Source organism: Sporosarcina aquimarina (genome assembly GCF_019748715.1).
GTDB lineage: Bacteria > Bacillota > Bacilli > Bacillales_A > Planococcaceae > Sporosarcina > Sporosarcina newyorkensis.
In genome coordinates this window covers 103,282-125,361 of the sequence record NZ_JACLBZ010000029.1, presented here as the reverse complement: position 1 = coordinate 125,361, position 22,080 = coordinate 103,282, and the positions used below count along the sequence as shown (strand labels likewise).

Annotated in this window: 25 protein-coding genes and 1 pseudogene; 11 read left to right on the top strand and 15 right to left on the bottom strand. The window is 42.7% G+C overall.

Annotated elements, in window-relative coordinates; translation table 11 throughout:
- Window positions 1–176: 176 nt before the first annotated feature.
- Genes H7J92_RS13875 through H7J92_RS13865 form a run of 3 tightly spaced genes read right to left on the bottom strand, consistent with a single transcriptional unit; the run spans window position 177 to window position 2,125 of the window.
- A complete protein-coding gene (locus H7J92_RS13875; protein ID WP_009499222.1) occupies window positions 177–479 on the bottom strand; it encodes a hypothetical protein in 303 nt (100 codons plus the stop codon).
- A gap of 31 nt (window positions 480–510) precedes the next feature.
- The gene (locus H7J92_RS13870) at window positions 511–1,656 is read right to left on the bottom strand and encodes a substrate-binding domain-containing protein (RefSeq protein WP_009499223.1); all 1,146 of its coding nucleotides are present in this window, start codon (window positions 1,654–1,656) and stop codon (window positions 511–513) included.
- A gap of 16 nt (window positions 1,657–1,672) precedes the next feature.
- Window positions 1,673–2,125: a helix-turn-helix transcriptional regulator gene (locus H7J92_RS13865; protein WP_221837502.1), complete on the bottom strand. Its 453-nt coding sequence runs from the start codon at window positions 2,123–2,125 to the stop codon at window positions 1,673–1,675.
- Window positions 2,126–2,297: 172 nt separating this feature from the next.
- On the opposite strand from H7J92_RS13865, the gene H7J92_RS13860 reads away from it, so the two are divergent.
- Window positions 2,298–3,620: a sodium-dependent transporter gene (locus tag H7J92_RS13860; protein ID WP_009499225.1), complete on the top strand. Its 1,323-nt coding sequence runs from the start codon at window positions 2,298–2,300 to the stop codon at window positions 3,618–3,620.
- Between the two features lie 41 nt (window positions 3,621–3,661).
- Here H7J92_RS13860 and H7J92_RS13855 read toward each other — a convergent pair whose 3' ends face one another.
- The 5 genes from H7J92_RS13855 to selD form a co-directional block, all read right to left on the bottom strand.
- The gene (locus H7J92_RS13855; RefSeq protein ID WP_078818712.1) at window positions 3,662–4,141 is read right to left on the bottom strand and encodes a GAF domain-containing protein; all 480 of its coding nucleotides are present in this window, start codon (window positions 4,139–4,141) and stop codon (window positions 3,662–3,664) included.
- 92 nt (window positions 4,142–4,233) lie between these two features.
- Complete coding sequence (locus tag H7J92_RS13850) at window positions 4,234–4,488, bottom strand: PepSY domain-containing protein (RefSeq protein ID WP_040759981.1); 255 nt, start codon at window positions 4,486–4,488, stop codon at window positions 4,234–4,236.
- A gap of 120 nt (window positions 4,489–4,608) precedes the next feature.
- Window positions 4,609–5,904 carry an MFS transporter gene (locus H7J92_RS13845; RefSeq protein WP_221837499.1) on the bottom strand — a complete coding sequence of 432 codons (1,296 nt, stop codon included), beginning with the start codon at window positions 5,902–5,904 and terminating at the stop codon, window positions 4,609–4,611.
- A gap of 250 nt (window positions 5,905–6,154) precedes the next feature.
- Entirely contained in the window at window positions 6,155–7,189 is a 1,035-nt protein-coding gene (mnmH, locus tag H7J92_RS13840; protein ID WP_078818713.1) for a tRNA 2-selenouridine(34) synthase MnmH, read from the bottom strand.
- 21 nt (window positions 7,190–7,210) lie between these two features.
- Window positions 7,211–8,257 (bottom strand): selenide, water dikinase SelD, encoded by a 1,047-nt coding sequence (gene selD / locus H7J92_RS13835; protein WP_078818714.1) that lies wholly within the window; start codon window positions 8,255–8,257, stop codon window positions 7,211–7,213.
- 174 nt (window positions 8,258–8,431) lie between these two features.
- Between selD and H7J92_RS13830 the strand changes: the two genes are divergently transcribed.
- Window positions 8,432–9,301, top strand: a complete 870-nt coding sequence (locus tag H7J92_RS13830; protein ID WP_078818715.1) for a dimethylarginine dimethylaminohydrolase family protein — start codon at window positions 8,432–8,434, stop codon at window positions 9,299–9,301.
- Between the two features lie 50 nt (window positions 9,302–9,351).
- On the opposite strand, the gene H7J92_RS13825 is transcribed toward H7J92_RS13830, so the two are convergent.
- The 4 genes from H7J92_RS13825 to H7J92_RS13810 are packed head-to-tail and all read right to left on the bottom strand — an operon-like array spanning window position 9,352 to window position 12,047.
- The gene (locus tag H7J92_RS13825) at window positions 9,352–10,062 is read right to left on the bottom strand and encodes a hypothetical protein (protein ID WP_078818716.1); all 711 of its coding nucleotides are present in this window, start codon (window positions 10,060–10,062) and stop codon (window positions 9,352–9,354) included.
- A complete protein-coding gene (locus tag H7J92_RS13820) occupies window positions 10,059–10,805 on the bottom strand; it encodes a hypothetical protein (RefSeq protein ID WP_040759984.1) in 747 nt (248 codons plus the stop codon). The genes H7J92_RS13825 and H7J92_RS13820 overlap by 4 nt, the downstream gene beginning before the upstream one ends.
- Complete coding sequence (locus H7J92_RS13815; protein WP_040759985.1) at window positions 10,777–11,685, bottom strand: ATP-binding cassette domain-containing protein; 909 nt, start codon at window positions 11,683–11,685, stop codon at window positions 10,777–10,779. Before H7J92_RS13815 ends, H7J92_RS13820 begins: the two co-directional genes overlap by 29 nt.
- Window positions 11,685–12,047: a GntR family transcriptional regulator gene (locus H7J92_RS13810; RefSeq protein WP_040760228.1), complete on the bottom strand. Its 363-nt coding sequence runs from the start codon at window positions 12,045–12,047 to the stop codon at window positions 11,685–11,687. Before H7J92_RS13810 ends, H7J92_RS13815 begins: the two co-directional genes overlap by 1 nt.
- Before the next feature lie 225 nt (window positions 12,048–12,272).
- On the opposite strand from H7J92_RS13810, the gene H7J92_RS13805 reads away from it, so the two are divergent.
- Complete coding sequence (locus tag H7J92_RS13805; RefSeq protein WP_040759986.1) at window positions 12,273–12,605, top strand: DUF5658 family protein; 333 nt, start codon at window positions 12,273–12,275, stop codon at window positions 12,603–12,605.
- Window positions 12,606–12,669: 64 nt separating this feature from the next.
- Here H7J92_RS13805 and H7J92_RS13800 read toward each other — a convergent pair whose 3' ends face one another.
- Window positions 12,670–13,026 (bottom strand): hypothetical protein, encoded by a 357-nt coding sequence (locus H7J92_RS13800; RefSeq protein WP_040759987.1) that lies wholly within the window; start codon window positions 13,024–13,026, stop codon window positions 12,670–12,672.
- A gap of 156 nt (window positions 13,027–13,182) precedes the next feature.
- Window positions 13,183–14,358, bottom strand: a pseudogene (locus H7J92_RS13795) (lactate 2-monooxygenase).
- A 168-nt stretch (window positions 14,359–14,526) separates the two neighbouring features.
- Between H7J92_RS13795 and H7J92_RS13790 the strand changes: the two are divergent.
- The 4 genes from H7J92_RS13790 to H7J92_RS13775 all read left to right on the top strand — a co-directional run bounded on the left by H7J92_RS13790 (window position 14,527) and on the right by H7J92_RS13775 (window position 17,012).
- Window positions 14,527–14,859 (top strand): hypothetical protein, encoded by a 333-nt coding sequence (locus tag H7J92_RS13790; protein WP_040759988.1) that lies wholly within the window; start codon window positions 14,527–14,529, stop codon window positions 14,857–14,859.
- 70 nt (window positions 14,860–14,929) lie between these two features.
- On the top strand, window positions 14,930–15,391 hold the full coding sequence (locus H7J92_RS13785; RefSeq protein WP_040759989.1) for a spore coat protein: 462 nt from the start codon (window positions 14,930–14,932) through the stop codon (window positions 15,389–15,391).
- A 137-nt stretch (window positions 15,392–15,528) separates the two neighbouring features.
- Window positions 15,529–16,194, top strand: coding sequence for an MOSC domain-containing protein (locus H7J92_RS13780; protein ID WP_221837496.1), 666 nt, complete (start codon window positions 15,529–15,531; stop codon window positions 16,192–16,194).
- 20 nt (window positions 16,195–16,214) lie between these two features.
- On the top strand, window positions 16,215–17,012 hold the full coding sequence (locus H7J92_RS13775) for an alpha/beta fold hydrolase (protein WP_221837492.1): 798 nt from the start codon (window positions 16,215–16,217) through the stop codon (window positions 17,010–17,012).
- Here the strand turns inward: H7J92_RS13775 and H7J92_RS13770 are convergent.
- Complete coding sequence (locus H7J92_RS13770) at window positions 16,972–18,018, bottom strand: NAD(P)/FAD-dependent oxidoreductase (protein ID WP_009499246.1); 1,047 nt, start codon at window positions 18,016–18,018, stop codon at window positions 16,972–16,974. The two genes, H7J92_RS13775 and H7J92_RS13770, sit on opposite strands and share 41 nt — an antisense overlap.
- Window positions 18,019–18,139: 121 nt before the next feature.
- Between H7J92_RS13770 and H7J92_RS13765 the strand changes: the two genes are divergently transcribed.
- The 4 genes from H7J92_RS13765 (at window position 18,140) to H7J92_RS13750 (ending at window position 21,955) form a co-directional block, all read left to right on the top strand.
- Complete coding sequence (locus tag H7J92_RS13765; protein WP_221837489.1) at window positions 18,140–18,940, top strand: ABC transporter ATP-binding protein; 801 nt, start codon at window positions 18,140–18,142, stop codon at window positions 18,938–18,940.
- Window positions 18,937–19,869, top strand: coding sequence for an iron-hydroxamate ABC transporter substrate-binding protein (locus H7J92_RS13760; protein WP_221837486.1), 933 nt, complete (start codon window positions 18,937–18,939; stop codon window positions 19,867–19,869). The genes H7J92_RS13765 and H7J92_RS13760 overlap by 4 nt, the downstream gene beginning before the upstream one ends.
- A gap of 74 nt (window positions 19,870–19,943) precedes the next feature.
- Complete coding sequence (locus tag H7J92_RS13755) at window positions 19,944–20,951, top strand: FecCD family ABC transporter permease (protein WP_078818768.1); 1,008 nt, start codon at window positions 19,944–19,946, stop codon at window positions 20,949–20,951.
- Window positions 20,948–21,955 carry a FecCD family ABC transporter permease gene (locus H7J92_RS13750; RefSeq protein ID WP_221837484.1) on the top strand — a complete coding sequence of 336 codons (1,008 nt, stop codon included), beginning with the start codon at window positions 20,948–20,950 and terminating at the stop codon, window positions 21,953–21,955. The genes H7J92_RS13755 and H7J92_RS13750 overlap by 4 nt, the downstream gene beginning before the upstream one ends.
- Window positions 21,956–22,080: the final 125 nt, after the last annotated feature.

The following is a 22,080-nucleotide window of genomic DNA, read 5'->3' as shown; positions in this document are numbered from 1 at the left end:
TTTGCAGTTTCTTTGCATAGAAAAAACCGAACCATTTTACAAAACTTTGATTGAATGTTTTGGAATCGTTTGGAATCGTTTGGAATCCTTTTGTCCCAGTCTCATTTTTTGACTTAGTCTCTTTTAAGTTCTGAGATTAAAATATACTTGAGTTCTTCAATTATAAAAACACCATCTTATCCCCACCACATCGCCGTAGCGAAAAATGAAAACATGGAAACCGGAACGGCGACGATACTGATTACGAGAAGACTAAAAACAGCACTTCCTCCACTCACCTTTTCTTTCTTCATTACTAAATATGCTAAAACAAAACTGACTATATACAACAACATGCTCATCACAGTAAACACAGTCAAATAGTACACCGGATTAATGTCTATTGCATGCTCTGTCATGAAATAAGCCAACCCCTGACCATACACACCTAGGATTGTCGCTATTATCATGCTGGAAATTATTGAAATCACGATCTTCATTACAATCCATCCCTATCTGTTTCCATCAAGTTTACTTAACCGGCACATAGCCCACTTTCTCCACCAATTCCTGTCCTTGCGGAGACACCATCCAATCTATGAACCTCTTTGCGTTCGGATTGTCAGTCCCTGCTGTCACAGCATAAAATTCAGATGAAATCGGATACTCGTGATTACGAATTGTTTCCTTTGTCGGTGCTACTCCGTCAATTGCCAGCAGCTTAATCTGATCGTTGCCCACCATTTCCGTTGAGTAATAGCGGAATGTATACCCAATGGCATTTTTGTAATTGCGATACATCGATACTTCTTTGATGATGCCGCCCATTCCTTCAGGTACATTTTCTTTTGGGGCTTCCATGATCGGGATGTCACCCATCAACCGCTCCAATGCAGTTTGGCTTCCGCTGTCTGGGGGTCGCTGAAATGCGCGGATCGGTTCATTTTTCCCACCGACTTCTTGCCAATTGGTGATCTTTCCTGCATAGATATCCTGGATTTGCTGCAACTGTAAACTGTCTATTGGATTTTTTTGATTGAGGAAAAATACAAAGGCTTCTCGCCCAATCGGGGTCAGCTCCAATTCCACTCCCTTTTGCTCTGCCATTTTCAGTTGTGCATCGGACGGTCCTGCCGCCAAGATCACATCTACCTTGCCTTGAATTAAATTTTGGTACGCTTCCGGTGTCGTATTGACCATCACTTCACTATCATACGGACTATATTCCTTTTCAGGGTAGACCGCCTGAGTGAATGCGGCATACAGCGGATACAGCGCAGTCGCCCCATCGATTTTTGGCAACTGATCTTTCAGCTGCAATGTTGCAGGTTCATCTAGATCTGCAAGCTTCGAGTTCTTTGAGAAAGGCTCATAATAATAGATATCAACCTCTGCATCTACTGTTGGAATACTATCTTTGTAAGCCTGATAAATTGGCCAAACCGAAGTACCGAGCAAGACTACTCCGGCAATAGCTCCAAACTTTACTTTCCGCTCCTTCGTATTGAAAAAGTGAAAAATCATCATTACAATCCATATATATAAAATTACAACCGCCCCAATCACTAACGGGATATAATGTACTAAACCCATAAATAACAAATAGAATAGGCCAATCGCTGTGAAAAACAAAATCATAATCAGAAAAAACACAGCAAACACAATGGGTGTGAACATTCCAACTCTCTCCTTTCTACTTTTTATTCAATTCGCTCAAGCGATGTCTCGCTTCCTCTTCATCAAATGAACTATACCACCGAAAATGTTCGTCATCTAAAATACGAAAATGCTGGCTGATCAAGTTTTGCTGCAAACGAAATCGTCCATTCGTTTCAAGCTCTCGCCACCACACTTTACCGCCCATCGACTGATCAATCGGTCGATCAATCCCGTCATGTGCAATCGTTTCAAGCACTTCTAAAGGATCGCCGCCTACTGTCGCTTGCAAGACATCACTTTCACGAAATAGCGCGCATATTGCAATAACGGCAGTCCAGCTCGCAGCGGCCCTGCCCTTTTCGATCTGGATCAATGTCTTTTTGGAGAGACCAAGCACGTTCGCCATCTTCTGTTGAGAGTATTCTCTTTCCAAGCGTACAACCCGTAGCTTAAGAGATATCAAATCTGTCAATTCTTGTTTGTTCATACATTCACCTCATGGTTACATTTTATATCTATAGATGTAATATTACACCTATAGATAAAGTAATGCAAGAAGTTTTCAAAACTCTCTGTAAATCCATTCACTATCGCTTTTTTCTCAAAATTATGATAGGATTTAGTGAATTTGTCATTATGTACAGGAAACGAGGACTTATATGAAACAGCGTGAACAATGGACTTCTAAGATTGGATTTATTTTAGCAGCTGCAGGCAGTGCTATCGGATTAGGAGCCATCTGGAAATTCCCCTATATGGCAGGAACAAATGGAGGCAGCGTATTTGTCCTATTATTTATCATTTGTACGTTGCTGATTGGTTTGCCTATTTTATTGGCGGAGTTTGTAATTGGGAGAAGGGGACAGGCAGACGCTGTCACATCTCTGAAGAAGTTATCGACCGGACGCAACTGGGCTTGGGTTGGCTGGATGGGTCTCGCTTCATCTTTTATTATTTTGTCCTTTTACAGCGTTGTCGGAGGTTGGATTTTATCCTATTTGGCGAGAGCTTTTACTTTTAACTTGGGAGAGCTAGATTACGGTGAATTATTCGACTCTATTATTGCAAATCCAGTGGAAGTACTCCTTGCACAAGCACTGTTCATGGGACTGACCATTTGGATCGTGCAAAGTGGGATTCGTGGCGGAATTGAACGTGCCAGCCGCTGGATCATGCCTTTATTATTTCTATCTTTCATCGTCTTAGCAATTCGATCATTGACTCTCGAAGGAGCAATGGAAGGTGTTCGTTTTTTATTCGTCCCCGATTGGAGTTATTTTAACGGAACTACTTTTCTTGTCGCTTTGGGACAAGCATTCTTTTCGTTAAGTGTCGGTGTCACTGCGATGATGACGTATGCTTCCTATCTTTCAAAAGAAGAGAAGCTCGGTCAGTCTGCATTTAATGTATCAATATTGAATATCGGAATTTCCATTCTGGCAGGTCTTGTGATTTTTCCAGCGGTATTCGCGCTCGGTCACTCACCTGCGGCAGGGCCTGGGTTGATCTTCGTGATCTTGCCTGCCATTTTCAATGAAATTCCATTTGGCGCCGTATTTTTAATCATATTCTTCCTATTGATGTTGTTCGCGACGATTACTTCTTCAATTGCGATGCTTGAAATTGTCGTTTCAACCGGAATCCGTAATAAACATGACCGGAGAAGGCGTGCTTCATGGGTATTCGGCGGGCTGATCTTCTTGGTCGGTATTCCAAGCGCGTTATCCTTCGGCTTATTGTCGGACGTAAACGTATTTGGCAATACGATTTTTGATTTCGCTGACTTGCTGACGAGCCGAATTGCCATGCCGATTGGAGCATTGGCAGTTTCACTTTTTGCCGGTTTTATCCTGACGAAAGAAGATACTGCAGAGGAGCTACGTATGAACTCTGCTCTTCACTCCCTCTGGAAAGTAATCGTTCGTTACTTTGCGCCATTGGCAATCGTAGTGATTTTCTTTTCTTGGATATTCGGAATGTAAAAAGCACGCCGGAGTGAACTTAATCACTCCAGCGTGCTTTTTTAGATATGCTTCATCAGAACAGCTGCCAATTGCATAAGTCCTGTTAGATCCTCTTCAGTAAAACGATTTAATTCAGGGCTGTCGATATCCAGTACCCCAAATACTTCTCCATTTTTAATAAGCGGCACGACAATTTCCGAACGAGAAGCTGCATCACATGCGATATGTCCAGGAAAGGCATTGACGTCAGGGACGACTAGCCCTTCTTTCGACTGTGCCACCGTTCCACAAACCCCTCTGCCTAGCGGAATGCGGATGCAAGCCGGCAATCCTTGAAATGGTCCAAGCACTAATTCCTCGCCATCCATCAAATAGAATCCAACCCAATTGATGCGGTCAAAGAACTGATTAAGTAAAGCTGAGGCATTGCTTAAATTAGCGTAGACATTCGGTTCACCAGACACTAAGGCATCTAGTTGCGCTGAAAGTTGCTTATACTTTTCCTTTGAATTGTTTGAATAATCAATAGTTGTATACATTGCTTTTCCCTGCTTTCTGATTAAGGTCTTTTCTTAATCATACACAGAATAACATCTAGGGAAAAGTATTCAAACTCCACCTACATTGCAAGTCAATCCAATTTAACCCTCAAAACCTCACCCGTTACAGCATCTACCTTTACTTCATACTTATGTCCCTGTTCATTTCGAATGTCAATTTCATAAATTAGAATTCCATCATCATATTCCAACTCTGCTTTCACCACTTGCCCCGGTACTTGTCGCAATGCAATTTCATTCGCCTGTTCCATCGAAATTCTTCGATACTGTGGATGTTGCCAGTGATTTACCCAATTAGGGTTTTGCCCTTCTCGTTGTTGATTCAATACAAGATCCCCCCATTTCTTCACTCGCTATCAATCTATGCGAAGAAATGAAATAATGTGCCTAATCATCCACTGTCGTTTAATGAGGAATTATGCAATATTTCCCCGGAAATAATTAGTTCAAATAGAATCAACAAGGGGTTTCTTCTCTTTATAGCGCATCCAGATAATCAGTGGGATTAGTAGTAACGAGATATACACTCCCAGAAAACTCAGCAGGGCAAAACTAGAGAATGCCACGATTAACCCCGATGCCAAACCTCCTGCGGTTCCAGCCAACGCAACAAATACATCAATACTACCCTGAGTCTTCGCACGCGTCAGCACATCAGTCGAGTCAATGACGATGGCTGTTCCACTAATCAATCCGAAATTCCAGCCTGCACCTAAGAGAATCAATGAAATAGACATCCAGAAAACCGATCCTCCCGCCACATAAGTAGCGAGAATACCCGATAATGCCAAAGTCAGACCTGACGCGATTACCATAGCAGGACGACCAATACGATCTACCAATACACCTGTAAAGATTGATGGCAAATACATACCGGCAATATGTAGCCCTATTACCAAGCCGATACCCGACAATTCAGCCCCATGATGCTGCATATGTACAGGTGTCATGGTCATGATAGCGACCATCACTCCATGGGATAATACAAGAACAATTGCACCTACCCATACTCCCATCCGACTCGTCGTTTGGCGGTGAGTAAGTTGCCCATCCTCAATGCTCTTTCTGTCTTTTTCTGCAGCCAGCTCTATTTCACGCGCCACCAGCAGCGGATCCGGCCGTAAAAAGACCAGGAAGGTGAGACCTGCTAAAATATAGGCAATACCAGCCAATAAAAAGACCCCAGTCAGTGTAGGGATCCCAATAAAATCAGCTACATGGCCCATTGGCAGTACGAGATTAGGTCCAGCGACAGCTCCTACAGTAGTAGAAACTAACGCTAGGCTGACTGCTGTAGCCCGCTGCTTTTCATTGGCTAAATCAGTGCCTGCATAACGAGCTTGCAAGTTCGAAGACGTGCCTGCTCCGTAAATAAGTAGGAACAGAAATAAGATTGTTAAACTGCCCATCATCGCAGCCATTATGACTCCGATCGCACCAATCCCACCAGTTATAAAGCCAGCTCCTAAACCAAGTCTTCGGCCATATCGTTGCGAGAGTCTTCCAACAAGGTATGCAGAAATAGCAGAACCGAATGTAGAAAGCGCAATTGGCATCCCTGCCAAGTTCTCATTGCCAGTCATCTCCTGAATCAATAGTGCGCCAACTGTAATCCCTGCCGCCAATCCAGCTCCACTAAATATTTGAGAAATTATTACGACAATCAAAGAGCGCTTGTACAATTTCTGCTGAGCTTCCTTGGAATGTGTATAGTATGAAAAGTCTTTTTGCTTGCTTGCCATTTTCCCCCTCCACTATCTCTAGGAACGTCACCTAGTCATCTATAGCTGCTCATTTAGGTCCTTGGTTTTTAGACTTCATTCATCTTATCATATCCCCGCCAACGTATAGCGGAAAATTCTATACATTGCAAAAAGAAAAAAGCAGTCCTTATTTTCAAGGATTGCTCTTTAACTTTGAAGGAACTCACCAAGTACGCCCACTACAACTTCAAAAGGCAGTCCCAAACAAATTGTTCCTCAATTTAGCTTCTTACTTCGCCAGTTCTTTATACCTTTCCAAACATTCTTCATACGCTTCCTGCACAGTATCGACCTGAATCACATGTTCACCCGACTTCGCAAAACGTGCAACGGAATGTTCATATTGTGGATCGTAGTAATAAGTCAACAACTGTTCAACTGCTTCAGCAAATCGGCCGTTTTCTAAATCATTTTGGATTTGCATAGCAATCGGCTGATGAATTCGCTTTCGAATCAGCTCGAACGCTTCTAAAAACTTGGAAGGATTTTTATCCGGCTCATACTCGGAAAGGATTTCTTCTACACGTACAGCTGTCGGCAGCTGGATGATCCATTGCGAACTCTGTTCTTTTTTCTCATATAACTCTGGCGGCATATGTACCTGGCCGATCCGTTTACTTTCCCCTTCGATAAATACATATGGCTGATCCGCATACTCCACTAACTTTTCGGCCAATAGCATTTCAAATCGCTTTTGATTATTCGGCTTTACACCAATTTGCCCAAAAATCGAGCCGCGGTGTCCTGCCATCCCTTCCAAATCAATCACCGGGTAGCCATCTTCCCTTAGCTTATGCAGAATCTTCGTCTTACCGCTTCCTGTATAGCCGTTTAACACAAGCAACTGAGGAGTAAATGGCTCCCCGAGACGTTTTATTACCCATTGTCGGTAGGTATGAATCCCACCGATTATACGATTTGCTCGTATACCCATCAATTCAAGTACCGTTACTGCCGTTTTGCTTCGCATGCCGCCACGCCAACAAAAGACAGTGATTGGTGATTCAATTTGCTGAAATGCTTTGATAAATGATGGAAGTTTCCGAGAGAAAATCATTAATCCTCGATCCATTGCCGCTTGCTTGCCAACCTGCTTATACAATGTACCTACTTCGGCACGTTCTTCATCTGTAAAAATAGGAATGTTTAAGCTGCCTGGAATAGTGGCTTCTTCAAACTCTTTTGGCGAGCGGACATCGACTAATATATGTGCTTTTGTTTTCTGTAAATCCAATGCATCTGTCAATGTAATATCCCGTACCATGTCCTTCACCATCTCCTTGAATTACTGCACGATAATTCGGCCCTCTTGCTCACCGGTCACTTCTCCAATCAAATGCGCATCCACGCCCTCTTCGCGTAATTGTTTTAGAAGGCGATCAGCTTCCTCGCCTGCAACTGAAACTAGCAAGCCGCCTGAAGTTACTGCATCACATAAAATCCATCTGTCTACTTGATCCATCGACTCTGGATAGTCGACAACGCCTTCCAAGTGAGCAAAGTTATTTTTCGTTCCGCCCGGCACAGAACCCGCTTCCGCCAATTCTCTTGTGCGGGGTAAGACAGGCACTTTTTCACTATTGATACGCAAGCATACGCCGCTGCCTTTCGCCATTTCGGACGCATGTCCAAGCAATCCAAAACCCGTCACGTCGGTAGATGCATGTACATTGTAGCCATCCATCACTTCAGCAGCTGTTTTATTGAGCGTTGTCATGACGCCAGTGACCTGGGTGATTTCTTCTTCCGTCAATAACTCATTCTTCAATGAAGTTGTCATGATGCCTACGCCAATTGGTTTCGTCAAAATTAAACGGTCCCCGGGTTTAGCCCCTGCATTCGTCCGGATCTTATCAGGATGAACCGTACCTGTCACCTGCATGCCGAACTTAGGTTCTTGATCGTCAATGGAATGTCCGCCAACCAACACGGCGCCCGCTTCCTTCAGTTTATCGCCTGCTCCCCGTAGAATCTCCGTCAATATACTGCGTTCCAATGTATGGATCGGAAATGCCACGATGTTCAATGCTGTGATCGGTTTGCCGCCCATTGCGTAGACGTCACTGATTGCATTTGCTGCCGCCACTTGTCCAAAATCATACGGATCATTGACGATTGGTGTGAAGAAGTCCAATGTTTGAACGATAGCTGTTGTGTCATTCAATTTATAAACTCCCGCATCATCACTTGTGTCAAGCCCTACAAGTAAATTGGGATCCGTTAAACCAGGAGGCAGTGTATGTAATACTTCAGCAAGGTCAGCTGGACCAATTTTACAGCCACAACCCCCTTTGGAAGATAAAGCAGTCAGTTTTACAGTAGAATTTCGCATAGTCGAAATCAACCTTTCATTTGTAGTACCTTAATTTTACCATAAACTTCAATGGTCATACTGAATTAGGACTTGTGATGCTCCTCCTCCGCCAATCATTTGAACAACCTATTCCATTCGTCAGAAAATGTTTACCCAATCAAAATTAAGGGAATAGAAAGGAAGTTTCACAAAATGGGAGGTACACAAACATTGGTAGCTCATGCACAAAAAACATCCACTATAAAATGTATAACAGAATACGATACATTGCGCCGGGTGATCCTATGCCCGCCAAAATTTATGGCGATTGAAGAAGCCATCAACGAAGTACAAAAACAGTATGAAGATGAAAATATCAATAAGCAGCGTGCAATGAAACAGCACGCCCAATTTGAAGAATTACTGAAAGAGCATGATGTAGAAGTCATCACACTACCTGCATCTTCTGAATTTCCTGAGCAAGTTTTCACGCGGGATATTGGATTTACTATTGGAGATGAAGTGTTCATCGCCGACTTGGCAGCGGATATCCGAAAAGGGGAAGAGGCGCCGCTCAAAGAATGGTTGTCAGAGGAAGCTGTCCCCTATCAATCTGCAACGGAGCGGATGGAAGGCGGCGATATTATCGTTGATCGAGGCACCGTCTATGTCGGAATCAGCAGCCGTACGTCAAAAGAAGCCATTAACCAGCTTGAAAAGAAGTTGCCCGATTACAAAATTAAACGCGTACCTTTTGACGGGCGCTATTTGCATCTTGACTGTGTATTCAATATTCTCTCACCTGAGAAGGCGCTTATTTTTCCATCTGCATTCGACCGGGAAACACTCAAGGAGCTCGCCGCTTCATACCAATTGATTGAAGTATCGGCAGACGAGCAGTTTTCACTCGGCACAAATGTACTCTCAATCGGTAAAGGGCACGTCTTTAGCCTGCCACAAAATCATCAGGTCAACATGGCATTACGCGCAAATGGATTCCATGTCATAGAGGTCGATTTCTCCGAGATTATCAAATCCGGCGGCTCTTTCAGATGTTGTTCAATGCCGATCGAACGTGGGTAAAATAAAACCTGTCCATGGCTGTATGAGCTACGGACAGGTTTTATTTGTTGTCAAAGGAATTCTATATAATCGCCGTATTCGTCACCCGTTTCCTGAATATCCAACTCAACCGACTCGGGTATGACTAAGTGAATGGTTATCACGCCTGAAACCATACCTGAACTATAGCCGTGATTTTGTACCCCGGTGAATTGATTCAACATATTCGAGTCGTGATAAAACGTATACTGAATTTTATTTATCGGTTGTTTTGGCACAGACATAGAATGACTGTCCCAAATTGGCAATTCGATTTGCAGTTGATCTGATAAATCATAATATATCCCACCTGATTCATCAAACCCTGTCAGTAATTCAGGCTTATAGACTGTTTCTTCAATTGTATTGCTTTCTTCCGGCGTTCGCTCAATTAGAATATATGCGTGTCTATAGAATTTGGGTAACGAGAACTCTCCTTCCACTTCATGCGTTCTTTGAGCCGCAATCAGGCGTTCCGGGATAGGTGCCCCCTGATCGATCGCGTATCTCAAGTCGAAACCAGCCTCGCTCGAAGTTACTGTCGGCGGTGGCTCCATTTGATGATTCTGTACCATTATTTCTGCCACTATCAACACGATAACCAGCAGCGCAAGATACCCTATGATCAGCTTGTGATGAAACTTCTTTTTTACTCGCACATTACCCATACTTTTCACTACCATCATAATCGTCAGTATACCTATTATCAAAAGGATGGGCATCACGATTGCAAACATCATCATGGATTTCTCACCTCCAACCGATTCGTCACCCAAAAACTTACACCGAATAATAGCGCTATGGCAATCAAAACTTTCAATATGAATAGTAGAATAGAAGTCTCTCCATAAAAGAAATTTAATAAACCGTTGCTGTCACTGCCGAATGAGATTTGCGTAAAGGCAATCCAGATCAAAGCAAACAGCGCAATGAATAGCTTGCTGAACTGAATGAATGTGCCAAGTGTATAGCCGACAAGCATGAGCAGCAACGTATAGGCCGTCATCGCAATAATTTGCGAAAAGAAGTCTAAAGGAGCCGAAAATAAGCCACTCGTTTCAATGATGGCATTGTCATTGAAAATCGCAACAATTTTCATAACCGATCCTAGCAAAACTGTCGTCACACCGCCAAATAGCGCTGCCATACAGAAGAAATAGAAGTTGGCCAGCTGAAAGGTCAAACGATTCGTCACAAAGGCAAAGGATTCATTTCGCTGGGCAGCGGAAGTTAGCAAAAAGCCTACGATAAATGCCCAAAACAACGTCAACCCTACCTGACCATCATTAGATACATTCGCATAGTTAAACGATAGTAGTGTGTCCCCGTCCTCGTACGAAGAGGTAGAAGTAGATGCACCGCTTAAGAACACTGTAGAAATGATCTGCAACACGATCAACATCGTGAAAATCGGTCCATTGGCGTTAAATTTGAATAAAAACTGGCGCTTCGCCAGCTCATGCACGCTCCATTGCGTTGAAAACATCATCCACCCCTCCTCTCGTCTGACCTGTCATCGCTAAATATGCATTACTCGCCGACACTGCTGAAATACGGATGCCTGCTTGCTTCAATTCTTTTAGTTCCGCTTCTGTGTGTTCACTATCAACAATCCATTCAGAAATTGGACCAGCTGAAGAACGGTGAATGACTGCATATTTATTGGCATACTTCTCCAATACCTCTAGTTTCCCTTGCAGTAATAAGAACTTTTCTTGCAACTCAGTGATGGGACCATGAAACCCGATACCTTTCCCATCGATCAGTAAAATATCTTCCAAAATGTCTTCCATCTCTTCCACATGGTGGCTTGATAATAAAATTGTCCTCGGATGTGCAATATAATCTTTCAACAATGCCCGATAGAAATCTCGGCGCGCAGCCGAATCCATTCCTGTAATTGGCTCATCGAACATCGTCAACGGACAACGTGCTGCAATCCCGACAACTGCATTAAATGTACTGCGCTTCCCTTTAGATAGCACCCGATGATTCAAAATTAGCGGTAAGGAAAAGTACTCCAATAATCGTTTAGCTAGTTCTCCATCCCAATTCGCATAAAAACGTTCGCACTCTACTAAAATATCACCCAACGTCAAAGAGTCTGGAAATCCCATCAGATCATCAATAAAAATCATATTTGCAGAGACGGAGAGACTGTTAAAAGGACGCTCACCAAACACCCTCAACTCGCCACTAGACTCTTTCATAAAGCCTGCAATCATCTTCAGCAGCGTCGTCTTCCCCGCACCGTTTCGTCCTACCACGCCAGTAATGACGCTTTCCCGAATGTCCAGATTGACTTTATCCAATATGGTGAGGGATCGATATTTTTTCGTCACGTCTCGTAGTGTAACAGTTTGCATCATAGTCTCTCCTTTCGCTCTGCCCGAATTAATTGGAAAAGCTGCTCTTCTTCTATGCCTAATAATTTTGCTTCGTCGAGCAGCTCATGTACTAGACGGCGTAATGTCCGATCTTTTCTTTTCGCCAACAACTTCTTTCGTGCATCTGCCGACACAAATGTACCAAGGCCGCGCTTTTTATAAATGAGTTCCGCATCCAGCAAAATCGTCAGCCCCTTCCCGGCAGTCGCGGGATTAATATTAAAAAGCTCCGCCAACTGGTATTGTGAATATACTTTGGCATCTGTTTTCAGTGTTTCGTCAATAATCTCTCTCTCCAGCCATTCTGCTATCTGTACATAAATTGGTTTTTCCCCATCCATCTCCAGCAAGAGCTTCACCACCTTCTGGTTACCCAGTACATTACTGTTGTCATGTACTATACATTTTATATTTAAGAAAAGCAAATAAACACAAAAAAGATGCAGGATAACTACCAGGCATCTTTTCAATCCATCCTATTTATTTAACGGCATCAATTCGTGTGAATAAATCGCCCGCTTTTGACACATCCTACTTATTTACAATGTATGTTAGGAGCGAATCAAATGAATACCGTAAAAGACTTGCCCATCCAACAGAACCGGTTACTGAATGCCGGCTTTCTATTAGTTTGTTTATGTTTATTAGATGCTGTATTCACCGACTATGGCATTCGTTCCGGTCATATCCAAGAAGCAAATGTACTCGTTGCGTTGCTGTATGAGCAAAGCATTCCAATGTTCTACATTGTCAAACTAGGGCTGCCTTTACTACTTTTATATATAATCACGATCAGTAAGTCAGGCATAGTATTGCGTATTTCTTTGACGACCGCCTTGTTCCTGTATATAGCCGTTATGTGTATCCATATTTTTTGGCTGGTCGTAGTCGCAATTTAAAATTCTATAAAAAAGGGCTATCTTTTGTGATACCCTTTTTCCTTTATACAGCATTACGAGTCATTTACATGCCCGAAATGGCTAAAACAAGCAGCAGGACTAATAAACTGTTTAACGTAACGGTCGCTGTAGCTAATGCGAAGATTTTGTTATTCCTTACTTCAAAAAATGTGGCTATAATTCCCATCCCACATACGATGCTCCCATAGGGGAAAAACAATCGATCAACTATATCAGGAACCACCGTAAATAACATGATGATAAAGAGCAGCACATTGAGTAAAAGCAGGCTAAGACTGAGAACTGAAAATATGTATGGTCTTGGTCCTGCACCATGATTCTTATGTAGGTGTACTGCAAGTAAGAGCACAGCTACCATAAGCATACTCATGAATAAAAATAATAGTCCTGTAAACCCCAAACCCTCTCACCTTCCTTTCATTGGTATATATTTCAGCATACTGATTGGATGAATTATCTAATCAGTATAGGGTGGATACTGGCTAGCATCCACCCTATTTGTCGTAAGTATCCAGAAAAACCTTCAAAAGCCTTATGTTTTTGAAGGTTTTTTATCTTAATCGGTTCTCGCTTCTCTTAATATGTCCACATCCAACTCTCTGACTGAATTAGATCTTGCAAGTCCTAGAGTGATATCTAGGGTCGGCAACTATATTTTGAAGTACTTCTTTCGCGCCTTGCTGTCCCGCAACAGCGAGTCCATACATATGCGGCCTCCCGACCAAAACTGCCTTCGCCCCGAGTGCTATCGCTTTGATCACATCTGATCCTCGACGAATTCCACTATCCATCAGTACAGGGATTCGGTCTTGAACAACTTCACAAATTGCAGGCAACGCTTCCAATGCTCCGATTGCTCCATCTACTTGTCTGTCGCCATGGTTGGAAACTATGATGCCATCTACTCCAAACTCCATTGCTTGCTGTGCATCCGCAGGGTGAAGAATGCCTTTCAAAATAATTGGCAAACTCGTATGTTCCTTTTTAAGAAATTAATATCCTTCCATGTTAAGCTCGTGTTTCCAAAAATCTTTGTCCAATGTAGGATGACGGCTTGCGGAACTTCAATTGGAAATTTTTCCAGTTTTGCACAAAATACTGGATCTGAGAAATAGTTTCCCACTCCTTCCCCCGCCAAAAACGGCAAATATATATTTTTCAAATCATACTCTCGACATGCCATCATCGGCGTATCGAGTGTCACGACGATCGCCGAATAGCCTGAGGCTTCTGCACGCTTAAAAAAACTGGCCGCTATGTCTGGATCTCTGCTCCAATATAATTGAAACCATTTAGGGGCATCACCCATCACTTCAGCAATCTTCTCCATAGAGACAGAAGTTGCTGAACTTGCGATATATGGGATACCTAACTCTGCACATGCTTTTGCGGAGGCAATTTCACCGTCTGGATGAATAATTGATTGGACACCAATTGGGGCATGAAATACAGGATAAGGATATGTCTTACCAAATAGTTCAATAGATAAATCACGATCATCCACATTGTTCAACATTCGAGGCAAGAGTTGCCAATGTGTAAATGCTTTCAAATTGGATTGCATTGTCTGTTCTCCGCCAGCGCCACCAGCAATATAATAAAAAGGACCATCTTGCAACTTTTCTCTTGCGAGTTTCTCCCATTCCTCATATGTGACTGGCAATCTGTTTGGATCAGGATTTTGCATTGTCATGTAAATCTGATATTGAATTTGATTTCCAATATTACGCATGCTCACTCCTCTTATTTATTCAGAATATTCCAACAATATTTTACTAGTATAGCAGATATTCATTTTAAAAAGAAACCCTTTCATTCTAATACAGTTGCCAGCAGACGCCCTGCCGTTTCCTCCAAAGTAGAGTATACATATTAGTAAATGCAATAGGAGGTGAATGAATTGGAGAAGAAGAATAATCGCGACCAACTCTATGGGCTGTCAAATCAGTTAATGGAACTTTTTGTTTCAGACTTATTTACCAAGAATAAAGTTAGTACAGAGGAAACAAAGCAACGCCTTACAGAGGTCCAAAAAGAAAAACTTAAGCAAACTGTAGAGCAATTAAAGACACAGGTAGAGGAATTTTTAGAAGAAAAAAATTCACAAAAAATAATTACCGAAACAGAAAATGCAACGGACTTGAAATCAAATCCACTCAGAGAAGCTCTTTTGAAAAAAACAACAAAGAAAGAGAGTGAAAATGAAAATAATGAGGATGGTCAGGGACAATAAAAATAGACGTTTCGTTCAGCTCAAGAGATTTCCAACGCATGTAATAGAGAGAGAGAGGAGGGATGAACCCATGAGCCACCACTACGAACACGAAGAAGAAAGATGGTCTGCATTAGACACGTCTTCAAAACACCCTTGCGCCCCTTGTTCCAATGACTCAAACAATACAGGAGCCGACGCAGATGTAATTTCTGACATTGACCAGTTTTCCAACGAGGTCATCGTCATTCGAGATTCTTGCGATGTCATGGTTAGTACGACGGACACACAGGTCGCAGTATCCTTACAAGCTGCACTACAAGTAGCCATTGCATTTGTTGTAAATATCTCAATTGCAGACGGTACACGTGCAGAGAAAGTGACAGCAGAATTATTGGAGAGAGCTCAGATTCGACAGACGAACCGCCAAAAACTCATCATTGAAAATAGCCGTAATATTGAAGTCACAACAGTAGACACTGACGTAGCGATTTCTTTGCAGCTATTGCTACAAATTCTCTTAGCGTTAATCGTACAACTGGATATTCTATAAGACTGGTGGGCTATCTAACCGATAGCCCATTTTTTATTATTGAAATTTAATATCATAATTAAATATCTGAATAATATAAATGCCCTACTATTTGTATGGTAGGATATAAGTTATACATAAGAGAAAAGAGTGATATCATGATTGAACCGAGTACACGGAAACTGATTACTTTATCCATCGGCCTCCCGAAAAAATTACAGACTTCTAAAGGACAAGATTACATCAGTGCAATTTGCAAACAGCCTTCTAGAGAGGCATTTCTTTCTATAGATGGTTTTCGGGGGGATGGCATTGCAGATACCAAACATCACGGAGGACCGGATCGTGCAGTTTGTATCTATCCTGCTGAGCATTATCCGCATTGGGAAAATGAATACAACTGTACTCTACCCTCTTCTACTTTTGGGGAAAATTTGACTATCTCAGGCATGCTCGAAAATGAAGTGTATATTGGAGATACTTTTCGGGTAGGAGAAGCCGTGCTACAAGTAACACAAGGCCGGGTTCCTTGCAGTACGATCAATAAACGAACCGGCTTGCCTACTCTCATGAAGAAGATCGTGGACACTGGATTCACAGGTTATTTATGTCGCGTACTGGAGGATGGAATGGTGCGCGATGACTCATCCATTACTTTATTGGAACGCGACCCAAATGGTGTCTCTATACTCTATGCGAATGAAATTTATTTTCATCGACCGAATGATCTGGATGGAATGAAACGGATAGTAGCAGTGGATGCCTTGGCGGATGTTTGGAAAGAAAAGCTTGTGAAACGGATAGAGAAACTTCAAACTACGTAAATTGAAAGGGTGACGGCAAAATGGCTCTTCACTATAAAGAGGCTGATGATTCAAATGGTGAACTTCTACTGTTTATCCACGGAGGCGGCGTGGACGGTTGGATGTGGGATCAACAAATTCCGAAATTCAGTAACTACCATATTCTCGTTCCCACGCTTCAAGGACATGGTGAAAGAAGCGATAAAACCTCTTTCTCCATACATCAAAATGCAGTAGAACTGTTGGAACTGCTTGAAGAAAAGCAAGGCAGCAAACGTATACACATTGTCGGATTTTCCATTGGTGCGCAAATTGGACTGGAAATGATTCGTCTTGCACCGAACTTTATTCACTCCGCAATGATCAATAGCGCGTTGCTTACGCCAATGAAATTTGCCGTCCCTTTCGTCAAGCCAATGATTAAGCTCACTTATCCACTCATCCAAAACCGTCAATTTGCCAGGCAACAGGCGAAACAACTCTATTTGGATCGGGAGTTTTTTGAACGCTATTACACTACAAGCTTGCAGATGAGTTCTGGCACGTTGATTGAAATGATACAAGAAAACCTGTCGTTTTCGCTTTCCGAAGATTTGGAAAGCAGCACAACACGCATTTTGGCAACAGCTGGAACTAAGGAGTCGCGCAGTGTGATAAAATCCGTTTCACGGCTCGCTCAGTTCAACAACTGCCAGTCGCTTCTCATTTCAGATGTCGGACATGGGTTTCCAATTGCACAACCTGAAGCCTTCAATCGTCTTTTGACGCATTGGCTTACTACCCACTCGCTGAGCCGCGTCAGATCAGTTGCTTCACCAACTCACGGTTCCGCTCCTTAAATAACTCATTATGAGAAGAAACCATACCGTGTTCAGTCGCTTCTGGATCTATATATATCTTTGCACAGTTCACTGCATTTGCAGCATCTTGGAATGCTCCGGCAATTAAATGCAACTTCCCATCGTGACTCAGCACATCGCCTGCTGCAAAGACTCCGTCTACAGACGTGGCACTCATGCAAGTTCCAGCGACTTGCTTATGTTCCGTCAATTGAATCCCGAGTTGCTGGTCACCAATCAATGAGGTATCTCGCTCATATCCATGATTGATGATTACTTCATCTACAGGTACTGTAATAATGGTTTGGTCTTCATTGTGCTGCAGCTCCACTGACTCAATCGAGCTATGATCATCAGATGCAATAAAACGCGAGATATTTGTATTGAAATAGCAAGTCACTCCTCCCTCTAACAATTGCCGCACTTGCGCTTCATGCCCATTCAAATTGTCCTTTCGATAGGTCAAGAATACGTTCTTCGCAATCGGTTGCAATTCGTTCGCCCAGTCAATAGCCGCATTGCCGCCGCCTGAGATGAGAACGTCTTTTCCTTTGAAACGCCCCAGAGACTTTACTGTGTAATTCAAGTTCGTCACTTCATACCGTTCTGCACCTTCAACCTCAATCTTTTGAGGATTTAAAATCCCTGTTCCCGTAGCTAAGATCACTGTTTTACTATAATGAATTGTCCCAGAAGCAGCTCGTAAAACAAAATGACCTTCCACTGACTTTTCAATTTGCACAATCTTTTCATTCAGCACAACTTCAGGATTAAATGTCAGGCCTTGAGTTACCAATTTCTCAATTACATGCGCTCCCGGCGCTGGTGTGATTCCCCCTATATCCCAAATCATTTTTTCTGGATAGACATGAATTTTTCCGCCGAGCTGTGGCTGATACTCAATAATTTTTGTCTTCATTTCACGTAGACCACTATAGAAAGCCGCATATAACCCAGCAGGTCCCCCACCAATGATTGTTACATCCAATATATCTTTTCTTTCCACGATATCTACTCCCTTAAAAAAATTATTGACAAAGACAGCGTTTCAACTTATAGTTTTTATTGTACTGAAAATGATAATCATTATCAACTAATTTCATGTAAGAAAGGTGAGAATATTATAAATGGTTCGTTTATATACAGAGGATTTGCAAATTTCATACGATGATCGTCTGATTGTTAAAGGACTATCCGTGCAAATACCAGATCAAAAAGTGACGGCCATTATCGGTGCCAACGGATGTGGAAAATCTACCTTTCTGAAAGCTGTTACCCGATTGATCCCCCATCAAGCAGGAAAAGTTGTGTTGGATGGTGGAAATATCGCCAAACAAAATACGAAAAAGTTAGCACAGAAAATGGCGATCCTCCCTCAAACACAGGAAGCCGCCAGCGGTTTAACGGTCGGTGAATTGGTTTCATATGGAAGATTCCCTTATCAAAATGCGATGGGCCGACTTACAACGCATGATACAGAAGTGATTGATTGGGCTTTAGAAGTGACCAATACAAGTGAATACAAATATCGTCAAGTGGATGCCTTATCAGGTGGTCAGCGTCAACGTGTTTGGATAGCAATGGCTCTTGCCCAGGAGACAGACATCATTTTCCTCGACGAACCGACAACCTATTTGGATATGGCGCATCAGCTTGAAGTGCTAGAACTGCTTCAGAAGTTAAACATTGAACAGCAGCGCACAATTGTGATGGTGCTTCACGACTTGAATCAAGCCGCACGCTTTGCTGATTTCATTGTCGCAATGAAAGATGGAGAGATTATTCGTGCCGGGATATGCGAGGAAGTCATCCAGCCAGATATATTGCGCCAAGTGTTTCGAATTGATGCCGAAATCGGCATAGATCCAAGGACTGGAAAACCGCTGTGCATTACATACGATCTACATAAAGGAGATAATAGAAAATGAAGAAATTTATATTACCCGCCATTTTGCTTCTCGCACTTGCGTTAGGGGCTTGTGGAAACAAGCAGGATGAATCATCGAATAAAAACACAATGACAGAAGACGAAGGAAAAAGCGATACGATCACATATGAATCCGAAGATGGTCCAGTGGAAGTCCCGGCAGATCCACAAAAAGTCGTGGTGCTGGCCAGCTTTGCTGGTAATGTTATGGCACTTGACGTAAATTTGATCGGCGTCGATTCATGGTCAAAGTCGAATCCCCGTTTTGATTCCGCGTTACGTGACGTAGAAGAAGTATCCGAAGAAAACATCGAGAAAATCATTGAACTTGAACCCGATTTAATTATTGGATTTTCTACCACTAAAAATATTGATAAATTGAAGGAAATTGCTCCTACTGTGACCTATACATACGGCAAAGTAGATTATCTGACACAACATATTGAAATTGGAAAACTTCTCAACAAAGAGGAAGAAGCGACAAAGTGGGTGGAAGACTTTAAACAGCGTGCACAAGATACAGGTAAAAAGATTAAAGAAAAAATCGGTGAAGATTCTACCGTTTCTGTTATCGAAAACTTTGACAAACAATTATATGTTTATGGCGACAGTTGGGGGCGCGGTACAGAAATCCTTTATCAAGAAATGAAACTTGCTATGCCCGAGAAAGTAAAAGAAATGGCAATGGAACCAGGCTATTACGCACTTTCCACTGAAGTGTTGCCTGAATTTGCAGGAGACTACATGATCTTAAGTTCCTTTGATGCAGCGGATAATTCCTTCATGGAAACAGATACCTATAAAAATATCCCGGCAGTGAAGAACAATCAAGTGTTTGAAGCCAATGGAGAGGAATTTTATTTCAACGATCCGCTGACATTGGAATATCAACTAGAATTCTTTACAAAGCATTTTTTGGGCACTAACTAATAATCGAACAGAGAGCCCCTCTACCACAGAAGCGGGCTCCTTTTTTAATGAACGGAAAGGCAGGAACGGTCCAAATGAAAGAACAGAAAAGAAAAACTACTCCTTTTAGAATCAAGTTGCTGGCGAGTATACTGCTTTTATTGATTGTATTTCTGCTGGCTATGAAGCTTGGAGCAGCCCACACTTCCTGGAGGGATGTCTGGCTGTCATTCACAGGCAGCAAACAACAAAGCGCTCTGATCCTAAAGGAAATCCGTATGCCTCGCGAAATCGGTGCACTGGCTGTCGGCGCCGCGTTAGCGGTCTCAGGGGCCATCATGCAAGGCATGACAAGAAATCCGCTGGCAGATCCTGGACTACTCGGACTGACTGCCGGGGCCAATGCCGCTCTGGCTATTACTCTTGCATTGGTGCCTGCCGTTAATTATTTTGGAATTATGATTGCTTGCTTCATAGGATCTGCTGTCGGCGCTCTTCTCGTTTTCGGTATCGCCTCTGCCAAACGTGGAGGATTCGCGCCTATTCGATTGGTTCTGGCCGGAGCTGCAGTGTCCACCTTCTTATTTGCAATTGCAGAAGGGGTTGGTCTGTATTTTAAGATTTCCAAAGATGTTTCCATGTGGACTGCAGGCGGATTGATCGGCACTGCATGGGGACAGCTGCAGGTGATCGTGCCTGTCATTCTCGCTGGGATTTTCATCGCAATTTTGCTGTCCCGCCAGCTGACTTTATTGAGCTTAAATGAAGAGGTTGCAATTGGACTTGGACAAAATACCTTCAAAGTGAAAGTCATTCTATTCCTAATCATTATTCTATTGGCCGGAGCCGCAGTGGCATTAGTCGGCAATCTGGCGTTTGTAGGACTCATGATTCCGCATATTGTACGTGCAATCGTCGGAACGGATTATCGATTCATCATCCCTGTATCCGTAGTAATAGGCGGAAGCTTTATGTTGCTCGCTGATATACTCGGCAGAACCTTGCAGGCACCTTTTGAAACACCTGTAGCCGCTTTGATTGCTATAATTGGTCTACCGTTCTTTTTAGTGATTGTCCGTAAAGGAGGCCGTGCATTCTCATGATTCTTCCCGCTACAAGAAAAAAGCAGCGTCTCTTAGCCGGCTGCTTAACTGTTTTAATATTGCTGCTGACCACAGTTGCGATGGGACTTGGCTATGCATCTATCGAATGGAATCGAATAATCCCTACTTTACTTGGTCAAGGAACATTCAAAGAAGAATTCGTACTGTTTTCGATCCGTCTTCCGCGAATCATCATCACCCTTCTAGCCGGTGCCGCACTCGCCCTGTCCGGTGCTATTTTACAAGGAATTACACGAAATGATTTAGCCGATCCTGGAATTATCGGAATTAATTCAGGCGCTGGCGTGGCGATTGCAATATTCTTCCTATTTTTCCCGATCGAAGCAGGATCATTCTCATTTTTCTTACCGCTGGCAGGATTTGCAGGTGCTATTGTGACGTCCGTTCTCATTTATCTATTTGCATACAGCCGTAAATCCGGACTGCAGCCTATGCGGCTTGTACTTGTCGGAATTGGGTTTTCCATGGCACTTTCTGGAATCATGGTTGTGATCACCTCCTCTGCTAAACGGGAAAAGGTTGATTTCATTTCCAGGTGGATTGCAGGTAATATTTGGGGCACTGATTGGCCGTATATTTGGGCTCTTCTGCCTTGGCTGCTGATATTGATACCTTTCGCTCTCTATAAAACATATCGATTGGATTTATTAGGTCTGAATGAATCTATATCTACAGGGGTTGGTGTTTCAGTTGAACGAGAACGGTTGATTTTGTTACTTATAGCAGTTGCATTAGCTGCTTCTGCTGTATCTGTTACAGGCGGAATTGCATTTATTGGTTTAATGGCGCCACATATTGCAAAGTCCTTAGTTGGCCCGCGCCATCGATTGAATTTACCTATTGCCATTCTGATCGGTAGCTTTCTATTGTTGCTAGCGGATACGTTGGGACGGAATATTTTAGAACCAGATGGAATTCCCGCAGGCATCATCGTCTCATTGATAGGAGCCCCGTACTTTTGTTACTTGCTATTGAAAAAATGAATTAAAAAACGCCAGAACGACACATCCTTTAAAGGATATATCGTTCTGGCTTTTAAATCCTCATCTGTCTCATTCTTATCTAACTAAATAACTCTTGTTTAAAATTGAGTAAGTAAATAGTAAGT